The organism is Paracoccus sp. BR5-17 (assembly GCF_055693925.1).
In genome coordinates, this window is record NZ_JBVFUV010000003.1 from 2,110,214 (window position 1) to 2,132,166 (window position 21,953).

The 21,953-nt window shown below is 68.5% G+C and carries 21 protein-coding genes and 2 pseudogenes; 5 read left to right on the plus strand and 18 right to left on the minus strand.

What is annotated here, in order from left to right:
* Positions 1 to 254: 254 nt before the first annotated feature.
* From fdxA to ACZ1HC_RS11965, 4 genes and pseudogenes are all read right to left on the minus strand, one after another.
* Positions 255 to 593: a ferredoxin FdxA gene (gene fdxA, locus ACZ1HC_RS11950; protein ID WP_472700177.1), complete on the minus strand. Its 339-nt coding sequence runs from the start codon at positions 591 to 593 to the stop codon at positions 255 to 257.
* 132 nt (positions 594 to 725) lie between these two features.
* The gene (locus tag ACZ1HC_RS11955; protein WP_472700178.1) at positions 726 to 1,019 is read right to left on the minus strand and encodes an RNA-binding S4 domain-containing protein; all 294 of its coding nucleotides are present in this window, start codon (positions 1,017 to 1,019) and stop codon (positions 726 to 728) included.
* Positions 1,016 to 3,937: pseudogene (locus tag ACZ1HC_RS11960) on the minus strand (helicase-related protein). The gene ACZ1HC_RS11955 and the pseudogene ACZ1HC_RS11960 overlap by 4 nt, the downstream one beginning before the upstream one ends.
* Positions 3,938 to 3,940: 3 nt before the next feature.
* Positions 3,941 to 4,528: a tetratricopeptide repeat protein gene (locus ACZ1HC_RS11965; protein WP_472700179.1), complete on the minus strand. Its 588-nt coding sequence runs from the start codon at positions 4,526 to 4,528 to the stop codon at positions 3,941 to 3,943.
* Between the two features lie 62 nt (positions 4,529 to 4,590).
* Here ACZ1HC_RS11965 and ACZ1HC_RS11970 point away from each other — a divergent pair, with 62 nt between their 5' ends.
* Positions 4,591 to 4,875: an SCP2 sterol-binding domain-containing protein gene (locus tag ACZ1HC_RS11970; RefSeq protein WP_472700180.1), complete on the plus strand. Its 285-nt coding sequence runs from the start codon at positions 4,591 to 4,593 to the stop codon at positions 4,873 to 4,875.
* Positions 4,876 to 4,881: 6 nt separating this feature from the next.
* Positions 4,882 to 5,829: an alpha/beta hydrolase gene (locus tag ACZ1HC_RS11975; protein WP_472700181.1), complete on the plus strand. Its 948-nt coding sequence runs from the start codon at positions 4,882 to 4,884 to the stop codon at positions 5,827 to 5,829.
* Here the strand turns inward: ACZ1HC_RS11975 and ACZ1HC_RS11980 are convergent.
* The 7 genes and pseudogenes from ACZ1HC_RS11980 to ACZ1HC_RS12010 form a co-directional block, all read right to left on the minus strand.
* Entirely contained in the window at positions 5,820 to 6,767 is a 948-nt protein-coding gene (locus tag ACZ1HC_RS11980; RefSeq protein ID WP_472700182.1) for a hemolysin family protein, read from the minus strand. The two genes, ACZ1HC_RS11975 and ACZ1HC_RS11980, sit on opposite strands and share 10 nt — an antisense overlap.
* Positions 6,767 to 7,261, minus strand: a complete 495-nt coding sequence (ybeY, locus tag ACZ1HC_RS11985) for an rRNA maturation RNase YbeY (protein WP_472700183.1) — start codon at positions 7,259 to 7,261, stop codon at positions 6,767 to 6,769. The genes ACZ1HC_RS11980 and ybeY overlap by 1 nt, the downstream gene beginning before the upstream one ends.
* A complete protein-coding gene (locus tag ACZ1HC_RS11990; protein WP_472700834.1) occupies positions 7,254 to 8,330 on the minus strand; it encodes a PhoH family protein in 1,077 nt (358 codons plus the stop codon). Before ACZ1HC_RS11990 ends, ybeY begins: the two co-directional genes overlap by 8 nt.
* 87 nt (positions 8,331 to 8,417) lie before the next feature.
* Positions 8,418 to 9,128, minus strand: coding sequence for an ABC transporter ATP-binding protein (locus ACZ1HC_RS11995; protein ID WP_472700184.1), 711 nt, complete (start codon positions 9,126 to 9,128; stop codon positions 8,418 to 8,420).
* Positions 9,125 to 9,889: an MlaE family ABC transporter permease gene (locus ACZ1HC_RS12000; RefSeq protein WP_472700185.1), complete on the minus strand. Its 765-nt coding sequence runs from the start codon at positions 9,887 to 9,889 to the stop codon at positions 9,125 to 9,127. The genes ACZ1HC_RS11995 and ACZ1HC_RS12000 overlap by 4 nt, the downstream gene beginning before the upstream one ends.
* Positions 9,886 to 10,902 carry an alanine racemase gene (gene alr, locus ACZ1HC_RS12005; RefSeq protein WP_472700186.1) on the minus strand — a complete coding sequence of 339 codons (1,017 nt, stop codon included), beginning with the start codon at positions 10,900 to 10,902 and terminating at the stop codon, positions 9,886 to 9,888. The genes ACZ1HC_RS12000 and alr overlap by 4 nt, the downstream gene beginning before the upstream one ends.
* A 63-nt stretch (positions 10,903 to 10,965) precedes the next feature.
* Positions 10,966 to 11,726: pseudogene (locus tag ACZ1HC_RS12010) on the minus strand (NAD kinase).
* Positions 11,727 to 11,891: 165 nt separating this feature from the next.
* Here ACZ1HC_RS12010 and glyA point away from each other — a divergent pair.
* Entirely contained in the window at positions 11,892 to 13,187 is a 1,296-nt protein-coding gene (gene glyA / locus ACZ1HC_RS12015) for a serine hydroxymethyltransferase (RefSeq protein WP_472700187.1), read from the plus strand.
* Between the two features lie 48 nt (positions 13,188 to 13,235).
* On the opposite strand, the gene ACZ1HC_RS12020 is transcribed toward glyA, so the two are convergent.
* The 6 genes from ACZ1HC_RS12020 to ACZ1HC_RS12045 form a co-directional block, all read right to left on the minus strand.
* Positions 13,236 to 14,144, minus strand: a complete 909-nt coding sequence (locus ACZ1HC_RS12020; protein ID WP_472700188.1) for a DMT family transporter — start codon at positions 14,142 to 14,144, stop codon at positions 13,236 to 13,238.
* Positions 14,145 to 14,182: 38 nt separating this feature from the next.
* On the minus strand, positions 14,183 to 14,776 hold the full coding sequence (locus ACZ1HC_RS12025) for a LysE/ArgO family amino acid transporter (protein WP_472700189.1): 594 nt from the start codon (positions 14,774 to 14,776) through the stop codon (positions 14,183 to 14,185).
* A 58-nt stretch (positions 14,777 to 14,834) separates the two neighbouring features.
* Complete coding sequence (locus ACZ1HC_RS12030; protein WP_472700190.1) at positions 14,835 to 15,578, minus strand: YebC/PmpR family DNA-binding transcriptional regulator; 744 nt, start codon at positions 15,576 to 15,578, stop codon at positions 14,835 to 14,837.
* A 147-nt stretch (positions 15,579 to 15,725) separates the two neighbouring features.
* Positions 15,726 to 15,959 carry a hypothetical protein gene (locus ACZ1HC_RS12035; RefSeq protein WP_472700191.1) on the minus strand — a complete coding sequence of 78 codons (234 nt, stop codon included), beginning with the start codon at positions 15,957 to 15,959 and terminating at the stop codon, positions 15,726 to 15,728.
* A 129-nt stretch (positions 15,960 to 16,088) separates the two neighbouring features.
* The gene (locus tag ACZ1HC_RS12040; RefSeq protein ID WP_472700192.1) at positions 16,089 to 17,867 is read right to left on the minus strand and encodes an SLC13 family permease; all 1,779 of its coding nucleotides are present in this window, start codon (positions 17,865 to 17,867) and stop codon (positions 16,089 to 16,091) included.
* An 89-nt stretch (positions 17,868 to 17,956) separates the two neighbouring features.
* Positions 17,957 to 18,772 (minus strand): TIGR00282 family metallophosphoesterase, encoded by an 816-nt coding sequence (locus ACZ1HC_RS12045; protein ID WP_472700193.1) that lies wholly within the window; start codon positions 18,770 to 18,772, stop codon positions 17,957 to 17,959.
* A gap of 132 nt (positions 18,773 to 18,904) precedes the next feature.
* On the opposite strand from ACZ1HC_RS12045, the gene ACZ1HC_RS12050 reads away from it, so the two are divergent.
* Both ACZ1HC_RS12050 and ACZ1HC_RS12055 read left to right on the plus strand, forming a co-directional pair.
* A complete protein-coding gene (locus ACZ1HC_RS12050; RefSeq protein ID WP_472700194.1) occupies positions 18,905 to 20,314 on the plus strand; it encodes a dihydrolipoyl dehydrogenase in 1,410 nt (469 codons plus the stop codon).
* Between the two features lies 1 nt (position 20,315).
* The gene (locus ACZ1HC_RS12055; RefSeq protein WP_472700195.1) at positions 20,316 to 21,086 is read left to right on the plus strand and encodes a hypothetical protein; all 771 of its coding nucleotides are present in this window, start codon (positions 20,316 to 20,318) and stop codon (positions 21,084 to 21,086) included.
* Here the strand turns inward: ACZ1HC_RS12055 and ACZ1HC_RS12060 are convergent.
* Entirely contained in the window at positions 21,083 to 21,946 is an 864-nt protein-coding gene (locus ACZ1HC_RS12060) for an NAD(P)-dependent oxidoreductase (protein ID WP_472700196.1), read from the minus strand. The two genes, ACZ1HC_RS12055 and ACZ1HC_RS12060, sit on opposite strands and share 4 nt — an antisense overlap.
* Between the last annotated feature and the right edge of the window lie 7 nt (positions 21,947 to 21,953).

Consider the following 21,953-nt stretch of genomic DNA (forward strand, 5'->3'; position numbering starts at 1 on the left):
TCCTCTAGGTAGTGCCTTTAGAAGGACACAAAGAACCGAAAGCGGCCTATGCCACCTCCGGTCCGCTTATCTATAAAGATGTGGTCCCTGCCTGGCAGAGCAAGGATCGCAACAGTTCCGGGCGCAGATCTTCAGGGCCTCTGACTCCCATCAGATGCGAATGTTTCCTGAACATAGCATAAAAAAGACGCCGGAAAAAGCATCCTCTGGGAACAAAACGCCGCAGGCCGCTGTCTGGCCCGCGCGCTGGGCGATCAGTCGCCCGTCCCGGGCGCCTCGGAGAAATACTTCTCGAGCTTGCCGGGCACGCCATCCATTTCGGCAGCGGTCGGCAGCGGGTCCTTCTTCTGCGTGATGACCGGCCAGAGTTCGGAATACTTCCGGTTGAACTCGACCCACTGCTCCATCGCCGGTTCGGTGTCGGGGCGGATGGCATCGGCGGGGCATTCGGGCTCGCAGACGCCGCAATCGATGCATTCGTCGGGATGGATGACCAGGGTGTTCTCGCCCTCGTAGAAGCAATCCACCGGACAGACCTCGACGCAATCGGTGTATTTGCACATGATGCAATTATCGGTCACGACATAGGTCATCGCAGGCTCCATTCTCGACAGGCGGTAGTTACGCCCGGGGGGCAGATCATTCAAGGCCGCGGGCCCTGAAAAGACCCCCTTCCCGGCCCGCGGCCTGCGCCGCAGATCCTGTCCCTGCCGGCCGCGCCGCCGCTAGAACCCGGTTCCGCCGCCCTCGGCGTCGAGATCGTGATAGAGACCCTGCGCCTCGGTCGCCGGTCCTCGACGCTGCCCCAGTGCCGTCACCGCCAGGGCGCGCACCTCGCCGTGGGCCGAAACGGTGATGCGGTCGCCAGGGCGCACCAGCCGGCCCGGCTTGGTGCAGGACTGGCCGTTAACGCGCACCCCGCCCGCCTCGATCCGTTCGACGGCGATCGCGCGGGACTTGAAGACCCGCGCGAAGAAAAGCCACTTGTCCAGACGCAGCCCGGCAGGCGTGTCGGTCACTTCCGGTCCTTCAGGGCCGCCAGGATCGCGAAGGGGCTGTCGGGATCGGCCTTCTTCTCGGGGCGAGAGGAGAAGGTCGCGGGCTTGTTGTGCTGCGGCTTGCCGCCCTTCTTGAAGCCGTCCTTGCCGCGCGGCTTGCCGCCCTCGGCCTGCGGGCGGTCCTCGCGGCGCTCCCGGTTCGGGCGGCCGCCTTCGGGACGGTCCTGCCGCTCGCCGCGCTCGGGGCGCGCGTCGCGCGGGGTATCCTGGGCATTGCCGTCGCGGCGGGGCCCGCCCCGGCGGCCCTGCCCCTCGCCCTGCGGGCGGCGGTTCGGGCGCGGCCTGGGGGCCCAGCGGAAGGTATAGAAGACCTCCATCTCGGGCGGGGTTTCCTCGACCCGCTCGCCAGACGCCTCTGCCTCGAGGCGGCGCTTCTCGGCCTGCTCGGCCTCCCAGCGGGCGCGGGTTTCGGCGGCCAGGACGCTTTCCTCCTCGGTCATCGGCGCGTCGGAGGCCTCGGCCTCCGGCGCGGGGGCGGCCGCAACGGCGGGTTCTGCCGCCTTGACGCGGGGACGCTCGCCGCGCTCGGCCGCATAGCCCAGCCCTTCCATCAGCCGCGAGAACTGCTCCAGCGTCATACCGGTGATCGACAGCATGTCGGGATTGGCCTCGAAGCCGGCGCGCGTGTCCTGGGTGCGCAGCAGATCCGCCAGCCGCTCCAGCATGTCGATGCGGATCGCCCGTTCCCCTGCGGGCCGGTACCCCGACAGCGTATAGTGCTGTTCGGGCACGTCGGGGATGTGCGGGATCGTCACCAGCCCGGGGGCGGGCTTTCCGGGAAGGTGTCCAGCCCTTCGGCCAGCGACCACAGCACCAGCCGCAGCCGCGTCGGCGCGGGCTTGAGCAGCGCGGGCATGAAGATGGTGAACTGGCCGAAGCGGACCCCGTGCTTGCGCAGCGCGCCGCGCGCGTCCTGATCCAGTTCCTTCACCTCGTTCGCCACGCCTTCGCGCGGCAGGATGCCCAGCGATTCCACCAGCCGGAACGCGAAGCCGCGGGCCAGGCCGGTCAGCGCCTCGTCCTTCTGCAGGCTCAGCAGCGGCTCGAACAGCGCGGCGATCTTGCGGTCGATGAAATGCTGCAGCCGGCGCTTGACCTTGTCGGCGATCTCGGGACCGGCTTCCTCGTCCACGAAGACCTCGACGCCGGGGTGCAGCGCGTCGGAGCCGCGCACCAGCTTGCCCACCGCGGCAGTGCCCCACATCAGGCCGCCCTGTTCGGTATAGTCCAACTCGGTGTCGGGGGCGTTGTAGAACCGGTCCGCCCGCAGGTGGAACTCGGGGCGCAGCGCCTCGTAGCTGGCGCGGTGCAGCATCCGCGCCTCGTCGGCCGATCCGGTCTGGTCGGGGCGGAAGCGGAAGCCTTCCAGGCGGCCGGCGAATTCGCCTTCGACCGTCACTTCGCCCTTGTCGTTCACTTCGGCCACAAGGCTCTCCTTCTGCTTGAGCCGGCGCAGCAGCACGGATGTGCGCCGGTCCACAAATCGTTGGGTCAGCGCCGCGTGGAGCGCGTCCGACAAGCGGTCTTCTACCGCGCGCGTCTCGCCGCGCCAATGGCTTTCGTCCTGCACCCAGCCGGATCTCTGGGCGACGTAGGTCCAGGTGCGGATATAGGCCAGCCGCTTCGAGATGGCGTCGATGTCGCCATGCGTCAGGTCGATCCGCTTGATGGCGTTGCCCAGCCAGTCCGAAGGAATGGCCCCATCCTGAAGGAAGCCGAAGATCTCGCGCCAGCAGGCTGGTGTGTTCGACCGGCGAGATGCCGCGGAAGTCCGGCACCCGGCAGACCTCCCACAGCAGGCGGACATCCTGGCCGCCCTGGACACGGTCGCGGATCTCGGGGATGTCGCGCAGGGCCTTCAGCGCCTGCACGTCGTCGGCGTCCCTGCCCCGCCCCAGAAGCGCATGGCCCGAGGGCGCCTCGAGGCTTTCGATCAGCCGGTCCATGGTGCCGAACTGCAGGTCCGAATTGCGCCAGGTCAGCCGCTGGATCGGCGCGAAGCGGTGATTCTCGATGGCCTCGATCAACCCGTCGTCCAGGATCTCGGCCTCGCCGGTGACGCCGAAGCTGCCGGATTCCGTGTGCCGCCCGGCCCGGCCAGCGATCTGGCCCATCTCGTGGGGGAACAGCGGGCGCACGCGGCGGCCATCGAACTTGTGGGTGGCGCTGAAGGCGACGTGGCGGATGTCCAGGTTCAGGCCCATGCCGATGGCGTCGGTGGCAACCAGGTAATCGACCTCGCCAGCCTGATACATGGCGACCTGGGCATTGCGGGTGCGCGGCGACAGCGCCCCCATCACCACCGCGCAGCCGCCCTTCTGGCGCCGGATCAGTTCCGCCATCGCATAGACGTCATCGACCGAGAACCCGACGATGGCCGAGCGCGCGGGCATCCGGGACAGCTTCTTCGACCCCGACCAGGACAGAGTGGACAGCCGGTCGCGCCGCTGGAACTGCACGCCGGGAATCAACTGTGCAATGGCTGGGCGCATGGTGTCGCTGCCCAGCAGCAGCGTTTCGTGCAGCCCGCGCATCTTCAACATGCGGTCGGTGAAGACATGGCCGCGTTCGGGATCGGCGCAAAGCTGGATTTCGTCGATGGCCACGAAATCGGCGGCGATGTCGGGCATCGCCTCGGTGGTGGCGACCCAGTACTGCACCCGTTCGGGGACGATCCGTTCCTCTCCGGTGACGAGGGCCACGACCGAGGGACCGCGCGCGCGCACGATGCGGTCATAGACCTCGCGCGCCAGCAGGCGCAGCGGCAGGCCGATGACGCCCGTGCGGTGGGCCAGCATCCGTTCGATCGCGTAATGCGTTTTCCCGGTGTTGGTCGGGCCCAGGATGGCCGTTACCCGGCCGCGTTCATGGATTGTCATGGCCTAGATATCGGTGCCGCCCTGCTGGCGTTCCAGACGCGCCACGCCATCTATCGCCTCTTGCTGATGGGGATGGATGGCCAGGCTCTGGCGGTAGGCCTGCAGGGCGCCATCGGTATCGCCGGTTTCCTCGAGCATGATGGCAAGCTGGGTCAGCGCCTGGAAGTGGCGCGGCTCAAGCTGCAGGGTGCGGGCAAGATCCTGCAGCGCGGGGCCGAACTGGCCCAGGGCCGCGTAGGCCACGGCGCGGGTATAGAAGCCGGCGGCGAAGTCCGGGGCGTGATCGGTCAGCGCCGTCAGATGACCCACGGCGGCCTGGGGATCGCCCTCGTCCAGGGCGCGTTCGCCGCGTTGCAGCAGCAGGTCCATCGTGGCCGAGCCGGACCGCGACCATTCCCGCAGGATGTCCGATTCGGCGATGCGCCAGGCTTCGCCCGCGGGATCGGCCAGGCGGCGAAACGCTTCGTCCATGCTGGGGCGGTCCTGCGCGGCCGCCGGACCCAGGGCACCGGCCGCCACAACCAGTAGCGCAACCATTCGGCGAAAGATTACCGCCACGACATCATGGAAATTGTTGCGGACCCGGCGCATATGGGGGATGTTATCCAGCCCATCCCGCGGGCGCCAGCCCACCTGAACCGAAAGAAGTGAAAATGAGCAAAGTTGTGAACGCCGCCGTCGAGAAACTGAACGAGAAGATCGGCAGCTTCGGATCGACTGCGAAATTCGTGATCGAGGACGAAGGCACCATCATGATCGACGAGAACGGCGTTCGCGAAGGCGACGACGAGGCCGAGGTCACGCTGATCGCCAGCCGCGATACCTTCGAGGGGATCCTGAACGGCAGCGTGAACCCGGCCGCCGCCTTCATGACCGGCAAGCTGAAGATCGACGGCTCGATGGGCGTGGCGATGCAACTGGGCCAGGCGTTGTCCTGATCCTGGATGGCGCTTGAACCCGCCCCGTTCCGGCAGTTGCCGGGCGATTCCCTTCGCCCGGCCGAGGCGTTCTGGACGCGGGCCGATGACGGGGTGGCCCTGCGGATCGCCCACTGGACCGCGGGGGCGCAGGGCCGGGGCAGCGTCCTGCTGTTCCCCGGCCGGACCGAATACATCGAGAAATACGCCCGGATCGCCGCGGCGCTGACCCGGGAAGGCTGGCACGTGCTGGCGATCGACTGGCGCGGACAGGGCCTGTCCGACCGGCTGCATCCGAACCGGCGCCTGGGCCATGTGGGGCAGTTTCGCGACTATCAGCGCGACGTGGCCGCCATGCTGGCGGCGGCAAACGACACGGGCCTGCCCCGGCCGTGGCATCTGCTGGCCCATTCGATGGGCGGCTGCATCGGGCTTGGGGCGCTGCAGGACGGGCTGCCCGTCGCCTCGGCGGTGTTTTCGGCGCCGATGTGGGGGATCAACCTGCGGCAGATGCCGCATGGCGTGGCCGTAGGCCTGGCCTATCTGGCCGGGCGGCTGGGACGCGGTGCGCAACCTGCGCCGGGCAGCGGCTCTCTGGGAACCTATGTCCTGAACGAAAGCTTCAGCGCCAATCTTCTGACCGAGGATGCAGACGAATGGTCACACATGCTGCGCGAGGCGGCGGCCTGGCCCGACATGATGCTGGGCGGGGCCAGTTTCGACTGGGTGGGCAAGGCGCTGAACGAATGCTTGCGGCTTTCGCGGCTTCCGTCCCCGGATCTGCCCGCCATCGCCAGCCTGGGCAGCGCCGAACGGATCGTGCTGCCCCAGGCCATCCGCGACCGCATGGCCCGCTGGCCGCGCGGCACGCTGCTGGAGCTTGAGGGCGCGCGCCACGAGGTGATGATGTGCAGTCCCGAACGGCGGCAGGCATTCCTGTCGGCGGCCCTGCAGCTGTTTGCCGATCAGGACTGACCCCCTGCCGCCCCGTTCGATGCCGCGGGCACCGGCCCCACCAGATCGGCCTTCACCGCCGCCGGCAGGCGAAGCCGCAGCTTCTTGATCCGCCGCTGGTCGGCGTCCACGACCTCGAATTCGGCGCCGCCGGCATGGCGGACCACCTCTCCGGGGGCGGGCAGATGACCGGCCAGCACGAAGACCAGGCCGCCCAGGGTGTCCACGTCCTCGTCATCCTCGGGGATGGCCAGCGACAGGCCGGTTTCGGCCTCGACATCCGAAAGCGGCGCGCGGGCCTGGATCAGCCACTGGCTGGGCTTTTCCAGCACCCACAGGCTTCCCTCGGCCTCGTCATGCTCGTCCTCGATCTCGCCGATGACCTGCTCGATCAGATCCTCGATCGTCACCAGCCCGTCCACGCCGCCATATTCGTCGATCACCAGGGCCATGTGGATGCGCTTCTGCTGCATCTGCTGCAGCAGGACGCCGATGGGCATGGAGGGGGGCACATACAGCAGCGGGCGCAGCATCGGGCGCAACTGGAAATCGCCCCCCTGCCCGAAGCCGTGCTTCAGCGCCAGATCCTTGAGGTGGATCATCCCCAGGGGGCTGTCCATCGTTTCGGCATAGATGGGCAGGCGCGAGAAGCCGTGTTCCCGGAACAGCGCCACCAGATCGTCCAGGCTGCTGGTGTCGGGGGCGGCGACCATTTCCGCCTTCGGAACGGCGACGTCATCGACGCGCATCCGCCGCAGGTTCACCATGCCGGGCGCCACCGGGGCCTGTTCGCGGCCGGCTTCGTCCGCATCGTCGTCCCCGCCGGTCAGGGCGTCCAGGAAGCGCCCCAGGAAACCGCGCGCGGCGGGAAGATCCCGCCCTTCCCCTCCGACGCCATCGGCGGCGCTTGCCGCGTTGGCACCCAGGGGCGGGGCAGGTAATCGAGACTCGGAGTTCATCAGACCTTCTCTTGATAAGGATCGGGGATGTTCAGGCCCGCCAGGATCGAACGCTCGGCGGCTTCCATGGTTTCAGCATCGGGGTCGTTCTGGTGGTCATAGCCCAGCAGGTGCAGCGTCGCATGGACCAGCAGATGGGTCACGTGATCGGCCAGGGGCTTTCCCTGCGCCTCGGCCTCGGCCAGGCAGGTGTCGTAGGCGATGGCGATGTCGCCCAGTTCTTCCACGTCCGGCAGGACGGGCACCGCGCCGGCGTCATGGGGCAAATGTTCGACCGAGGGCCAGGACAGGACGTTGGTGGCGCGCGGCTTGCCGCGGAAATCGGCGTTCAACGCGGCGATGCGCGCATCGTCGCAGCCCATGACCACCACCTCGCCGCCGATGCCGTGCCAGCTCAGCGCGGCCGCGACCGCGCGTCCGGCCAGGGCTTCAAGCCCCAGCGTCTCCCATCGGTCATCCTCGATGACGCAATCGGTGGATATGGCGTCAGGCATCGCCTCGCATTGCCCGGCGGGGAACGTATTGTCCGCGCGGTCCTTTTAATTCGCCCCGCGCTAGGGCGGCGGCATCCTCGGTGTCATAGGCCTCGATGATGCGCGCGACAAGCGGATGGCGCACGACATCCTTGGCGGTGAAATAGCTGAAGCTGATGCCGCGCACGCCATCCAGGATGCGTTCGGCATCGACAAGGCCGGACTGCATCCCGCGCGGCAGGTCGATCTGCGTGCGGTCGCCGGTCACGACCATGCGCGACCCCTCGCCCAGGCGGGTCAGGAACATCTTCATCTGCATGGTGGTGGCGTTCTGCGCCTCGTCCAGGACCACGAAGGCGTTGGACAGGGTGCGGCCGCGCATGAAGGCCAAAGGCGCGATCTCGATGCGCTTTTCCTCCATCAGCTTCTGCATCTGCTTGGCCGGAAGGAAATCGTTCAGCGCGTCATAGAGCGGCTGCATGTAGGGATCGACCTTCTCCTTCATGTCGCCGGGCAGAAAGCCCAGGCGCTCGCCCGCCTCGACGGCGGGGCGCGACAGGATGATGCGGTCCACAAGGCCGCCGATCAGCATGGTGACGCCGACGGCCACCGCAAGATAGGTCTTGCCGGTCCCGGCAGGCCCGATGCCGAAGGCCAGTTCGTTCTGGAACAGCGACCGAACATAGGCTTTCTGGGCGTCGGTGCGCGGCTCGATGGATTTCTTGCGGGTCCGCAGTTCATAGTCCCCCGCGGCGAACATCTCGAGCTGCTCGGACGGGGTCGCGGGGGGCGTGCCCTCGACGCCCATGCGCAGTGCGGCCTCGATCTCGGCTAGGGACACCGGGCGGCCCTGTTCAAGCCGCGCGTAAAGCCCCCGCAGCAGCAGGGCGGCCTCGGCCTGGGCCTCGGGGGTGCCGACCACGGCCAGCTGGTTGCCGCGCCGCAGGATGTGGACGCCAAGCGCCTCCTCGATCCGGGCCAGATGGCGGTCGTTGGCGCCGCAGAGGTCGATCAGCAGCCGGTTGTCGGGGAATTCCAGCAGGGTTTCGGCTGAAGGTGTCGCGACGGGGGGCGTTGGCGTAAGGCCCAAATCTTTCTCCTGCGCAGGCGTCTTGGCCTTCATGGTGGCGATCCAGGGGGATTCGCACAAGGTCATGGTGCAGATCAATGTGACAATTCAGCCACAGTCACGCCCCAGGAAGCCGGCCAGGGGCGCGGCCGAATCCATCTTCGCCACCGGGCCGTCCCAGGCGATCCGGCCGTTCTGCAGCAGCGCCACCCGGTCGCCGATCGCGCGGACGGATTCCATGTCGTGGGTGATGGTGATGGCCGTGGCGCCGGTTTCGCGGACGATGCCCCGGATCAGCGCGTTGATCCGTCGGGCGCGGATCGGGTCAAGCCCCGTCGTCGGCTCGTCGAAGAAGATCACCGCCGGGTCGTCGGCAATGGCGCGGGCAAGGCCCGCGCGCTTGGCCATGCCGCCCGAAAGCTCGGCAGGCATCAGATCGGCGGTCTCGGCGGCCAGGCCGACGCGGGCCAGCTTTTCCAGGGCGATGGCGCGGGCCTCGGGATCGGGCATCCGCTGGCGCAGGCGGAACGCCACGTTCTGCCAGACCGTCAGGCTGTCGAACAGCGCCGCGCCCTGGAACAGCATCCCGAAGCGGGCCAGGAACGCCGGCCGCGTCCGGCGGTCCAGGGGCCGGTCCTGCCACAGCACCTGTCCCGCATCGACCGGCACCAGTCCCAGGATGCATTTCAGCAGGACCGACTTGCCGGTGCCCGACTGGCCGATGACGCAGAGGCTTTCGCCCTGCCCCACCGCCAGATCCACGCCCGCAAGGACAGGCTTGCCGCCAAAGGATTTGTGCAGCCCCGTGACACGGATCATTCGAAGAACAGCCCGGTCAGGATGAAGTTCGCGGCCAGGATGCCCACGGCGGCAGCGACGACCGCGGATTTGGTGGCACGCCCCACCCCCGCCGCGCCGCGCGCCGAACGCAGGCCGAACCAGCAGCCGCAGACGGCGACCACCAGGCCGAAGACGGCGCTCTTCAGCAGGCCGGACACCACGTCCCACCGTTCAAGATAGGCCGCGCTGTTGGACAGGTAGGCGGCCGAGCCGAAGCCCAGAGACCGCGTGCCGACCAGCCAGCCACCCATGATCCCGATGATGTCGCCCACGGCCACAAGGGCCGGAACGGTCAGGATCGCGGCCCACAGGCGCGGCGTGACCAGCCATCGCATCGGATCGGTGGACAGCGTCACAAGCGCGTCGATCTGCTCGGTCACCTTCATGGTGCCGATTTCCGCGGCGATGGAACTGGCGACGCGGGCGGCGACCATCAGCCCGCCCAGCACCGGGCCCAGCTCCCGGACCATGCCGATGGCGACGATGGCGGGAACCACGTCCGAGGCCTGGAACCGCGCGCCGCCGGAATGGATCTGCAGCGCCAGCGCCGCGCCGGTGAACAGCGCCGTCAGCCCCACGACCGGCAGCGACAGCCAGCCGATCTGCACCAGTTGCGCCGCGAAGGCGCGCCCGTGGAAGGGCCGCAGGCCGAACAGGCCCCGCGCGGTGAACAGCGCGACGGCGCCGATGCCGCGGGTCAGCGACAGCGTGGCGCGGCCGGTCAGCCGGACCGGCGTCACCGATAGATCCGGTCGTAGCGCCCGCCCAGCGACGTCAGGATCTCGTATCCGATGGTCCCGGCATATTCCGCAAGACGATCAACCGATTGCGCCGCACATATGAGGTCCATTCCAGCCAAAGGCTCGGGCAGGTCCGTGACATCGACGGTAACAAGGTCCATCGACACCCGTCCGACGATGGGACAGGCGACATCACCCGCATAGAGGGTTGCCCCCGTTGAGGAGAGCGACCGCAGGATCCCGTCGGCATAGCCTGCCGCCACCGTGGCGATGCGGCGCGGCGCGTCGGCTGTCCAGGTGGCGCTGTAGCCCACGAACTCGCCCGGCTGGACGGTGCGGGTCTGGATCACCGGCAGGGTCAGACGCACCACCGGCTGAGCCTTTGCGAAGGGCAGCGCGCCGTAAAGGCCGATGCCGGGCCGCACCAGGTCGAAATGGTAGTCCGGCCCCAGCAGGATGCCGCCCGTTGCCGCCAGCGACCGCGGGACGCCGCAGCCGTCGGTCATCCGGCGGAAGGCCGCCAGCTGCGCGGCATTGGCCGGATGGGCCGGATCGTCCGCGCAGGCCAGGTGCGACATGACGAAGTCGGGCCGCGCGGCCAGGGCCTCGTCCCGGATCGCGGCCCAGTCGGCGGGCTCAAGGCCCAGCCGGTTCATCCCGCTGTCCAGCTGGATCGCGAAGGGCCGCCCGCGGCGCAGGGCGCGGTCCCGGAAGAACTGCTCGAGGCTGTTTAGCACCGGCACGAGGCCGGTCAGATCCTCGCCCTCCATATGGCCCGACAGCACGTTGATGCGCGCGTCGCCCGGCAGAAGCGGCCGCAGCGCGCGTCCTTCCTGCGCAAGGGCGACGAAGAAATCCCGCGCCCCGGCCGCATACAGCGCCGGCGCCACCCTGGCCGCCCCCAGGCCGTAGGCGTCGGCCTTGACCACCGCGGCGGTGCGGGCGCCCGGCGCCCGGGCGGCCAGGGCCTTCCAGTTGGCGACGATGGCTTGCAGGTCGATATGCAGCGTCATGAAGGCAGGTTCCGTTGAGGTTGGCACCTTCAACCAGAAATCGACCCGCGCTTCCAGCCCGTTTCAGACGAACTGCTCGCGCAGCAGGCGCTCCTCGAGGCCGTGGCCGCTGTCGAACAGCAGGCGGTGGCGCACGTCCTGCGCGCTGCGGATCTGGACCCGCACGACATGGCGGACCGACCGGGAATCCGCGTCGGCCATGACCGGGCGGCGGTCGGGCGTCAGCACCTCGACCTCGACCCGAGCCGCCTTGGGCAGCAGCGCCCCCGCCAGCGGCGTGGCCGGAACGGGGCGATGGCCGTCAGGGCCAGAACCTCGGAATTGATCGGCAGGATGGGGCCATGCGCGGAATAGTTATAGGCCGTCGAGCCCGCGGGCGTGGCGATCAGCGCTCCATCGCAGACCAGTTCCTCCATCCGCATCCTGCCGTCCACATGGATGCGCAGCTTGGCGGCCTGCGGCCCCTCGCGCAGCAGGCTGACCTCGTTGATGGCCAGCATCTCGTGAATCGAACCGTCGCTGCGAAAGGCGCACATTCTCAAGGGGTTGATGACGGTTTCCTCGGCCGCGTCGAGGCGTTCGATCAGGCCGTCGGCGGAGAACTGGTTCATCAGGAAGCCGACGGTCCCCCGGTTCATCCCATAGACCGGCAGATCCCGATGCGTCAGCGCGTGCAGCGTCTGCAGCATGAAGCCGTCCCCGCCCAGCGCCACGACCACCTCGGCCCGGTCCAGATCCACCGCGCCATAACGCGCCGCCAGAAGGGGCAGCGCCTGTTGCGCGATCTCGGCCTCGCTGGCGGTGAAATGGATCTTTGGCGCCATGATGTTCCTGTCCCTTTGGGCGGCAGGATCGGCCGGCCGGTGCCCCATTGCAAGCCCTGTCGCCCCAGGGGGCCGCCGCGTCGCTTTTTGTGGCTTTCCGCACCGTCACCCATGAGATAAACGGTCCGGCAAACCGCCCCTGGCCAGTCGAAAGGACGCGAGACCATGAACGCCCCGACCCGCGAAACCGGCTTCTTCACCGAGACCCTGGCCCACAGCGACCCCGACATCGCCCGCGCCATCGACCAGGAACTGGGCCGCCAGCGCGACGAGATCGAGCTGATCGCGTCGGAAAACATCGTGTCACGCGCCGTCCTCGAGGCGCAGGGATCGGTCCTGACGAACAAGTATGCCGAGGGGTATCCGGGCAGGCGCTATTACGGCGGCTGCCAGTATGTCGATGTGGTTGAAACCCTGGCCATCGAACGGGCGAAGACGCTGTTCGACTGCGACTTTGCCAATGTCCAGCCCAACAGCGGCAGCCAGATGAACCAGGCGGTGTTCCTGGCGCTGCTGCAGCCGGGCGACACCTTCATGGGGCTGGACCTGAACTCGGGCGGGCACCTGACCCACGGCAGCCCGGTGAACATGTCGGGCAAGTGGTTCAACGTGGTCAGCTATGGCGTGCGCCAGCAGGACCAGCTTCTGGACATGGAAGACATCCGCCAGAAGGCCCTGCAGAACAAGCCCAAGCTGATCGTCGCGGGTGGCACCGCCTACAGCCGCGTCTGGGACTGGGCGGCCTTCCGCCGCATCGCCGACGAGGTGGGCGCCTATCTGATGGTGGACATGGCCCATATCGCCGGGCTGGTCGCGGGTGGCGTCCACCCCTCGCCCCTGCCCCACGCCCATGTGGTGACCACCACCACCCACAAGTCCCTGCGCGGCCCGCGCGGCGGCATGGTGCTGACCAACGACGAAGCCATCGCCAAGAAGATCAACAGCGCGGTGTTCCCCGGCCTGCAGGGCGGTCCGCTGATGCACGTGATCGCCGCCAAGGCCGTGGCCTTCGGCGAGGCGCTGCAACCGTCCTTCAAGGCCTATGCGGCGCAGGTCGTCAAGAACGCGCAGGCCTTGGCGGACGAACTGATGAAGGGCGGCATCGACATCGTGTCGGGCGGCACCGACAACCACCTGTGCCTGGCCGACCTGCGCCCGAAGGGCGTGACCGGCAAGGCGACCGAGGCTGCGCTTGGCCGCGCCCACATCACCTGCAACAAGAACGGCGTGCCCTTCGACCCGGAAAAGCCCTTCGTCACCTCGGGCATCCGGCTGGGCACCCCCGCCGGCACAACCCGCGGCTTCGGCGAGAACGAGTTCCGCCAGATCGCCCGCTGGATCGTCGAGGTCGTGGACGGCCTGGCCGCCAACGGCGAGGACGGCAATGCCGAGGTCGAGAGCAAGGTCAAGGCCGAGGTCGCCGGGCTTTGCGCGCGCTTCCCGCTGTATTCGGGGATGTAACGGACAAGCCGGAACGATGGCCCGCCGTACCGGCGGGCCGGGCCCGGTCTATTCGGCGGCGGTGGCGGCAAGGGCCGCGTTGGCCCGCGCCCGCAGCTGCGCCTCGCGCCAGGTGATGTAGCAGATCGCCCCGATCATCAGCCCTCCGCCCAGGATCACCCACCCGTCCAGGGGCTCGTGAAAGACCAGGACGCCGACCAGGCTGGCCCAGATCAGCTGCAGGAACGTCACCGGCTGCGTCACCGTCATCGGCGCGACGGCGAAGGCTCGGGTCATGCTGTAATGTCCCGCCGTCCCGAAGGCGGCCACCAGTCCCAGCCAGGCAACCTGTTCCCAGGTCGGCGGCACCCAGACGGCCAAGGCGATCGGCGCCAAGCCGACCGACACCGTCAGCGACATCATCGCCACCACCACCGCGGGCGAGACGTGCTGCGTGATGCGCTTGGCGACCAGATAGGACCCCCCGAAGGCCAGCGAGGCCAGGACCTGCGACAGATGCCCCGGATCCAGTTCGCGCAGCCCCGGGCGCAGCACGATCAGCGCGCCCGCGACCGCGACGCCCACGGCGGCGATGCGCCGCGCCGCCAGACGTTCACCCATGAACAGCGCCGCGCCGATCGTCACGACGATGGGGTTGAGAAAACCGATCGCCGTCACCTCGGCCACGGTGATGCGGGACATGGCATAGAACCAGGCGATCACCGCCACGACATGCAGCCCGCCGCGCAGCGTCAGAAGTCCCCAGACATGGGCCGAAAAGCCCGTCCGCAAGGCCGGGACGATCAGCGGCCCCAGAAACACCAGCCCGAACAGGAAGCGGATGAAGGCCGCCTGCGGCGCGGGGACGGCCCCCTCGAGGCCGCGGACGATCCCGTTCACGGCGACGAAGCAGAAGCCCGTCACCAGCATCCATCCGATCCCCGCCAGATCGCTGCGCGTTTGCCCATCGATGTGCATGTCGTGCAGTTGGCCCGCTTTGCCGGGCTGGCGCAAGGTCAATCGACGATCAGGCCCAGGGCGATGGACCACATCAGGATGCCGATGCCCAGGTCCAGCACCTGCCAGGCCCGCGGCCGGGCGAAGACCGGCGCCAGCAGCCGCGCGCCATAGCCCAGGGCGAAGAAGAACAGGAACGACCCGCTCATCGCGCCCAGGCCGAAGACCCCGGGATCGGGCCATTGCGCCGAAACCGCGCCCAGCAGCACGACGGTATCCAGCCAGACATGAGGGTTGAGCCAGGTCAGCGCGGCGATGATCGCCAGGGTCCTGCCCAGGGTCGCACCGCTGCCCTCGGGGCGCAGGGCGGCGCCGCCGCGCCAGGCGGCCCGGAAGGACCGCGCGCCATACCAGATCAGGAAGGCCGCGCCGGCCCAACGCATCGCATCCGCCAGCAGGGGCGCGGCGGCAAGAACCTGCGACATGCCGGTGACGCCCAGCAGGATCAGCAGGGCATCTGACAGGGCGCAGAACAGGCAGACCCAGAAGACATGGCGCCGCATCAGCCCCTGCTTCAGAACGAAGGCGTTCTGCGCGCCGATGGCGACGATCAGCGACAGGCCGGTTCCCAGCCCGGCCGCAAAGGACATCATGACGGCACCTTGCAATGATCCTGCGACTGCGGCCCCGTCACCACCTCCGGCAGGGCCGCTACAGCTGCGCCGCGACCGACTCGGTCAGGTCGAAATTGCCGGTGACGTTCTGCACGTCGTCGTCGTCCTCGAGCGCGTCGATCAGCTTCATCAGCTTCTGCGCGGTTTCCAGATCGGTGATCTCGGTCGGCGACTGGGGCTTCCAGATCAGCTTCGTGCTTTCGGATTCGCCCAGCGTCGCCTCGAGCGCGGCCGCGACCTCATTCAGCGCGGTGTCGGCGCAATAGATCCAGTGGCCTTCCTCGTCGGTTTCGACATCGTCGGCCCCGGCCTCGATCGCGGCCAGCATGACGGTGTCGGCATCACCCACCGACAGTGGATACATGATCTCACCGACGCGGTCGAACATGAAGCTGACCGATCCGCTTTGCCCCAGATCGCCGCCTGCCTTGGTGAAATAGCTGCGGACGTTCGAGGCGGTCCGGTTGCGGTTGTCGGTCATCGCCTCGACCACCAGGGCGATTCCGTTGGGGCCATAGCCCTCGTAGCGGATCTCCTCGTAGTTCTCGGCGTCGCCGCCCTGCGACTTCTTGATGGCGCGGTCGATGACGTCCTTAGGCACCGACCTGGCCTTGGCTTCCTTCACCGCCAGGCGCAGGCGGGGGTTCTTGTCGGGGTCGGGATCGCCCATCTTGGCGGCAACGGTGATTTCCTTGGCGAGCTTTGAAAACAGCTTCGACCGCGCGGCGTCCTGACGGCCCTTGCGGTGCTGGATATTGGCCCATTTGGAATGGCCTGCCATGATCGGTCGTCCTTCGCATGTTCTGACAGTTCAGGTCGGCCCGCTTTTAGTCCAGCCCGCCGGGCTTCCGCAAGACGCGGCGCCACAAGCGAAAGCGCCCGGCCCCCTGCGGGGCGGGCGCTGCGATGGCGGGCGGGGCGATGCCGCCTAGATCCCGACGGAAAGGCCCAGGATGCGGCGGATTTCGCCGTCGCGGGTCAGGCCGCGCGCGGCAAGCTGCGCATCGCTCAGCCGGCTCAGCCGCTCAAGCTCCTGGACGCCGGGCCGAGCCTCGGCGATCCGCACCAGGAAGCGGCCGACGGCCAAGAACGGCGCGGCCAGGACCCCCCAGGACAGGCCCCGCGGGCGGTCGATGGCGGTGTTGGCGGTCGTGTTGGCCATGTGGAAACCCTTTCATACAACACAAAAGACGTTTCCTCCCTGACAGGTCATATCGCGACGACGGCGCCCTTTCTCAACCGCCGATGCTGCATGGCGGCCTTGCGCAAGGCACAGACCGGCCGGTGCCGCCTACAGCGGCCAGAACACCGGGATCACCAGGCAGGCCACGATGCCGCACAGGATGTCCAGCGGCACCCCCACCCGCAGGAAGTCGCTGAAGCGGTATCCCCCGGGGCCATAGACCATCATGTGCGTCTGATAGCCGATCGGCGTCGCGAAGGCGACCGTGGCCGAGAACATCACCGCCACGACATAGGGCCGGGGGTCATGGCCCAGCGACTGCGCCAGGGCGATGGCGATGGGCGTCAGCAGCACCGCGACGGCGTTGTTCGACAGCACCTCGGTCATCACGAGGCCCAGGAAATAGATCGCGATCAGCGTGGCGAAAGGCGGCATGTCGCGCAGCCACGGGGTGGCGAAGTCCACGATCAGGCCGACGGTGCCGGTATGTTCCAGGGCCGCCCCCACGGCAAGCATGGCAAAGATCATCGCCATCAGCCGCCCGTCGATGAACGAGAACGCCTCCTCGGCGTCGATGCAGCGGGTCAGCAGGATCACCGCCGAGGCGAGGAAGGCCAGAACCATGATCGGCGCGACATCAAGGGCTGCCAGCGTCACCACGGACAGAAGGCACAGGATCGCCACCGGGGCCTTTTCGCGGCGATAGGCCCGCGCCGAGGGGCGCGAGACATCGACAAGCCCCATGTCCACGGCCAGCCGGGCGATGTCCTCGGGCGCGCCTTCCAGCAGCAGCGTATCGCCCACCCGCACCACCAGATCGTCCAGCTGCCGGCCCAGGTTCTGGTCGCGCCGATGGGCGGCCAGCACATAGATGCCGTAGCGGCGGCGCAGGCGCATATCGCCCAGCCGGCGCCCCACCAGATGCGCGCCCGGCGAGATCAGCACCTCGACCGTGTCGGTCGCAACGGTGCTGAGCTTGTCGGCCGCCTGCAGGTTCTTGTTGCCCAGGAGTTCCAGAAGGTTCGTCATCTCGGACCGCAGCACCACCCGGTCGCCGGGTTCCAGCACCACGTCTGCCAGTTCGCGGCGCAGCGACGCATCGCCGCGCAGCACGTCGATCAGGTTGACGCCCTCGCGCCTGAACAGGCCCACGCCGACGGCGCGCTGTCCGACCAGGCTGGAATCCTGGGGGATCGCCAGTTCGGTGAAATACTTCATCTCGCGCCGCGACCCCAGGAAACCGGCAAGCGAGGTGCGGTCCGGCAGCAGTCTTCTTCCGAGGATCGCGAAATAGGCGATTCCTGCCAGGATGATGGCGATGCCCACCGGGGCGATCTCGAAGATGGTGAAGGGCTCCAGCCCCTGTTCGCGCGCCACCCCGTCCACCAGCAGGTTGGTCGAGGTTCCGATCAGCGTCATCATCCCCCCCAGAAGCGTGAAGTAGCTGAGCGGCATCAGCAGCTTGGACGGCGACATCTTCAGGCGGCTGGCAAGCTGGATGCAGATCGGGATCATCACCGCCACGACCGGCGTGTTGTTCATCACCGCCGAGGCGACGATCACGAAGCCGAACAGCGCGCAGACTGTGATCGCCGGGTTGGTCGAGGCGCGGGACGTGACGATGCGCGACATCATGTCCAGCGCGCCCGTCCGCAACAGGCCCCCCATGATGAGGAACATGAAGGCGATGGTCCAAGGCGCCGAATTGGACAGCACGTCCACCGCATCATCGACCGGCAGCAGGCCCAGCACCAGCATGGCCGCGGCAGAACCGATCGCCACCACCTCGGGCGGCTGCTTTTCGCGGATGAACTGGATGAAGGTGATCGTGACGATGACCAGCATCGCGATGGATGCGTCGGTCCCGGCCAGTTCGAATCCTAGCATGAGGCCCCTGCGGATAGGCGCCGTCGCCGGCGGGTCGTGAGGGGTGATAGAGGGCTTTCACCCCCTGCCGCAAGCGAAAGCCGAAAACGTTACTGGAAATGGGTCTGCGCCAGCCTGCCGCCCTCGCGCACGGGCTCGATCGCGGTAGCACGGCCGCTGCGGTCGTCGGTGACGACAAGGGCGCCCGACAGCGTCGCCTCGCCTTCGGCGGGGGTGAAGCGGTCGCGGTTCATGCCGGTGATGAAGCGGCGCAAGGGTTCGGTCTTTTCCATGCCGATGACGCTGTCATAGTCGCCGCACATCCCCGCATCCGACTGATAGGCGGTGCCGCGCGGCAGGATCTGCGCGTCCGCCGTGGGTACATGGGTATGCGTTCCCAGCACCGCGCTGGCGCGCCCGTCGCAGAAGTGGCCGGTGGCCATCTTCTCGCTGGTGGCTTCGGCATGGATGTCCACCAGGCTGGCCTGGACCATGCCGCCAGGCGGGTGCGCCCGCAGGACCGCATCAAGCGCCGAGAAGGGATCGTCATAGGGCCGCGACATGAACACCTGCCCCAGCGCCTGCGTCACCAGCAGCTTGCGCCCGCGCGCGTCGCTGACGATGGTGCTGCCCCGGCCCGGGGCCTCTCGGGCGAAGTTCAGCGGGCGGACGATCCGGGGTTCGCGGTCGATGAAGGCCAGCATGTCCTTCTGGTCGAAGGCGTGGTCGCCCAGGGTCAGGCAATCGGCCCCCGCTTCCAGCAGCAGTTGCGCATGGCCCGCAGTGCAGCCGCGCCCGCCGCTGGCGTTCTCGGCGTTCACCACGACCAGATCGGCCTTCAGCCGCGCCCGCATGGGGGCCAGCCTCTCGACGATCCCCCGCCGCCCGGCCCGCCCCATCACATCGCCCAGAAACAGTATGCGCATGAGCGGTCGTTACGCCCAAGCGGCGCCCGCTTCAAGCGCCGTCTGGACGCCCTGAGCGGCCGGCAGGGACCGGGCGCACGGAACCGCCCGGTCGGGCCGTTGTTCTGTTGGCGAACCCAGCAGGAGACGACGATGAATCCCACCGCGCCGGATCTGAACTGCGACGTGGCGATCGTCGGCGCGGGAACCGCGGGCCTCGCGGCGGAACGCGCGGCGCGGCGCGCGGGCGCGCGGACGCTTCTGATCGACGACGGCTTCACGGGCACGCTGTGTGCGACCGCGGGCTGCATGCCCTCGAAGCTGCTGATCGCGGCGGCACGCGCCCATGCCGGACTGAACAGGGCGCGGATGATGGGGATCGACATCCCGGATGCGCGCGTCGATGGCCGGAGGGTGATGCGCCGCCTGCGGGACGAACGCGACCGCTTCGTGCAGGCGACGAAGGCGGGCATCGCGGACATCCCGGAGGGCATCTGCATCGACGGCCGGGCGCGGTTCACGGCGCCGGACCGGCTGGAACTGGACGACGGCCGCACCGTTGGCGCAAAGGCGGTGGTCATCGCCACGGGATCGAAACCCGTGGTCCCGAAGCCCTACGCCGCCCTGGGACCGCTGGTCATGACCAACGACAGCGTCTTCGACCTCGACGATCTGCCCGCCAGCCTGGCGGTCATCGGCGCGGGTCCGCTGGGGGCGGAACTGGCGCAGGCCTTTGGCCGCCTGGGCGTAAGGGTCGCGCTGTTCGACAAGGGCGACAGGCTGGCCAAGATCCGCTGCGACAAGGTGCATCGGGTGTTTCGCGATCTCTATGCGCGGGATGTGGCGCTGCATCTGGGATGCGCGCCCGAACCGTCACGGTCTGGCGACCGCGTCAGGCTGGAATGGGATGGCCGGCACGAGGATTTCGACCGCGTGCTGGTGGCGACGGGGCGGGCGCCCGCGCTTGGCGATCTGGACCTGCAGGCCGCGGGGCTGGCGCTTGACGACAAGGGCACGCCCCGCTTCGACCGCCGGACCCTGCAATGCGGCGAAATCCCGGTCTTCATCGCGGGCGATGCCGATGCCGACGCGCCGGTGCTGCACGAAGCCTCGACAGAGGGAGCCATCGCCGGCAGGAACGCGGCCCGCTTTCCCGATGTCGAAGCCGCAGACCGCCCGCCGCTGTTCACCATCACCTTCACCGACCCGCCCGTGGCCGCCATCGGCGCGGCGCCGGCCGAGGACACGGTCGCCGGATACGCCGATTACGGCGATCAGGGCCGCGCGCGGATCGAGGGCGTGGCCGGCGGGCTGATGCGCCTTGGCGCGGACGCACAGGGACGCCTGGTCGGCGCGGATCTGGCGGTCCCAGGGGCCGAGCATCTGGCCCATCTGCTGGTGGGCGCGATCATGAACGGCAGAACGGCGCGCGACCTGCTGGACATGCCCCTCTATCACCCGACGCTCGAGGAGGGGATGAAGCCCGCCCTGCGCGCGATCTGCAGGGGCGCCAGCCTCGGAACCTCGACCGCGCGCGACATCGGCAACCCACCGGGGGCATGACATGGCAGAACGGCTGATCGACCTGGGCAACGGCTTCTGGAACATCCGCGGCGATCTGCGGATCGGCGGCGTGGTGAATGTCGGCACCCATGCCTCGCTGGTCAGGCTGTCGTCGGGCGGGTTCGTCTTCCTGGATTCCTACGGCTTCGGGGATGCGGTGGCGGAACAGGTGATGGCGCTGACCGATCAGGGCCGCGCGGTGCGGGCGATCCTGAACCTGCATCCGTTCCACACCATCCACTGCCAGACCATGCACCGCATGTTCCCGCAGGCGATGCTGTTCGGATCGGACCGGCACCGCCGCAAATGGCCGGACCTGCCCTGGCAGCCGCAGCCCGTCGAATCGGCGGCGGTCGCCGGGCAGTTTCCCGAGCTGAGCTTTTCGCTGCCAGACGGCATCGACTACATCTGCCAGAACGAACGCGTCCACGCCGGTTCGCTTCTGGCCTATCATCCGGCCAGCGGCAGCCTGCACGTGGACGACACGCTGAACGTGCTGCCCCTGCCCGGCCTGCTGCGCCGGATGATCGGGATGCCCCGCATCAGCTTTCACCCGACGCTGGGCCAGGCCCTCCAGGACCGCCCCGGGGCCGCGCAGGCGTTTCGCGACTGGGCGCTGCGCATCGCGCGGGACTGGTCCGACACGCGCGCCGTCTGCGCCGCCCATTCCGCCACGCTGCGGATCGCGCCCGGCAGCTTTCCCGACCACATCCAGAAAGCCCTTGCCAGCGTCGAAAGGACCTTGAAGCGGTTCGAGGAGAAGCGCCGCTAGTCCAGCCGCGCAATCAGCGAGGACGTGTCCCATCGGCCCCCGCCCATGCGCTGCACGTCCTTGTAGAACTGGTCCACCAGGGCCGTGACCGGCAGCGAGGCCCCGACCTCGTTCGCGGCGGCAAGGCAGATCGCCAGATCCTTGCGCATCCAGTCCACCGCGAAGCCGTGGTCGAAACGGCGCTCGTCCATGCTCTTGTGGCGGTTGACCATCTGCCAGCTTCCGGCGGCGCCCTGGCTGATGACCTCGACGACCTGTTCGACCTCCAGCCCCGACTTCTTCGCGAAGGCCAGCGATTCCGACAGCGCCTGCACCAGCCCGGCAATGGCGATCTGGTTGCACATCTTGGTGATCTGTCCCGCGCCGACATCGCCCATGCGCCGGCAGATCCGGGCATAGGCGGCGACGACCGGGGCGGCGGCGTCGAAATCGGCCTGGGACCCGCCGCACATCACGGAAAGCTGGCCGTTCTCGGCCCCCGCCTGCCCGCCCGAGACCGGCGCATCGACATAGCCCAGCCCCGCCTTGGCCGCCGCCTGCGCCAGGTCGCGCGTCACCGCGGCCGAGACGGTGGTGTGATCCACGAAGATCGCCCCCGCCCTCATCCCTGCAAAAGCGCCGTCAGGCCCCAGGCAGACCTGGCGCAGGTCGTCGTCGTTGCCCACGCAGGCCAGCACGAAATCCGCCCCCTCGGCCGCCTGGCGCGGGGTGTCGGCGCGGGCGCCGCCATGCGCGGCCACCCAGGCCTCGGCCTTGGCGCGGGTGCGGTTGAAGACCGTGACCTCGTGCCCCGCCTTCGCCAGGTGTCCCGCCATGGGCGCGCCCATCACGCCCAGTCCCAGGAATGTCAGCCGTGCCATCCGTGCC

Excerpts from the sequence above, each read along its gene's own strand:
- fdxA (WP_472700177.1), bottom strand. The coding sequence starts at position 593 with ATGACCTATGTCGTGACCGATAATTGCATCATGTGCAAATACACCGAT.
- ACZ1HC_RS11965 (WP_472700179.1), bottom strand. The coding sequence starts at position 4,528 with ATGCGCCGGGTCCGCAACAATTTCCATGATGTCGTGGCGGTAATCTTT.
- ACZ1HC_RS11970 (WP_472700180.1), top strand. The coding sequence starts at position 4,591 with ATGAGCAAAGTTGTGAACGCCGCCGTCGAGAAACTGAACGAGAAGATC.
- ACZ1HC_RS11975 (WP_472700181.1), top strand. The coding sequence starts at position 4,882 with ATGGCGCTTGAACCCGCCCCGTTCCGGCAGTTGCCGGGCGATTCCCTT.
- ACZ1HC_RS11980 (WP_472700182.1), bottom strand. The coding sequence starts at position 6,767 with ATGAACTCCGAGTCTCGATTACCTGCCCCGCCCCTGGGTGCCAACGCG.
- ybeY (WP_472700183.1), bottom strand. The coding sequence starts at position 7,261 with ATGCCTGACGCCATATCCACCGATTGCGTCATCGAGGATGACCGATGG.
- ACZ1HC_RS11995 (WP_472700184.1), bottom strand. The coding sequence starts at position 9,128 with ATGATCCGTGTCACGGGGCTGCACAAATCCTTTGGCGGCAAGCCTGTC.
- alr (WP_472700186.1), bottom strand. The coding sequence starts at position 10,902 with ATGACGCTGCATATCGACCTGCAAGCCATCGTCGCCAACTGGAAGGCC.
- glyA (WP_472700187.1), top strand. The coding sequence starts at position 11,892 with ATGAACGCCCCGACCCGCGAAACCGGCTTCTTCACCGAGACCCTGGCC.
- ACZ1HC_RS12020 (WP_472700188.1), bottom strand. The coding sequence starts at position 14,144 with ATGCACATCGATGGGCAAACGCGCAGCGATCTGGCGGGGATCGGATGG.
- ACZ1HC_RS12025 (WP_472700189.1), bottom strand. The coding sequence starts at position 14,776 with ATGATGTCCTTTGCGGCCGGGCTGGGAACCGGCCTGTCGCTGATCGTC.
- ACZ1HC_RS12030 (WP_472700190.1), bottom strand. The coding sequence starts at position 15,578 with ATGGCAGGCCATTCCAAATGGGCCAATATCCAGCACCGCAAGGGCCGT.
- ACZ1HC_RS12035 (WP_472700191.1), bottom strand. The coding sequence starts at position 15,959 with ATGGCCAACACGACCGCCAACACCGCCATCGACCGCCCGCGGGGCCTG.
- ACZ1HC_RS12040 (WP_472700192.1), bottom strand. The coding sequence starts at position 17,867 with ATGCTAGGATTCGAACTGGCCGGGACCGACGCATCCATCGCGATGCTG.
- ACZ1HC_RS12045 (WP_472700193.1), bottom strand. The coding sequence starts at position 18,772 with ATGCGCATACTGTTTCTGGGCGATGTGATGGGGCGGGCCGGGCGGCGG.
- ACZ1HC_RS12050 (WP_472700194.1), top strand. The coding sequence starts at position 18,905 with ATGAATCCCACCGCGCCGGATCTGAACTGCGACGTGGCGATCGTCGGC.
- ACZ1HC_RS12055 (WP_472700195.1), top strand. The coding sequence starts at position 20,316 with ATGGCAGAACGGCTGATCGACCTGGGCAACGGCTTCTGGAACATCCGC.
- ACZ1HC_RS12060 (WP_472700196.1), bottom strand. The coding sequence starts at position 21,946 with ATGGCACGGCTGACATTCCTGGGACTGGGCGTGATGGGCGCGCCCATG.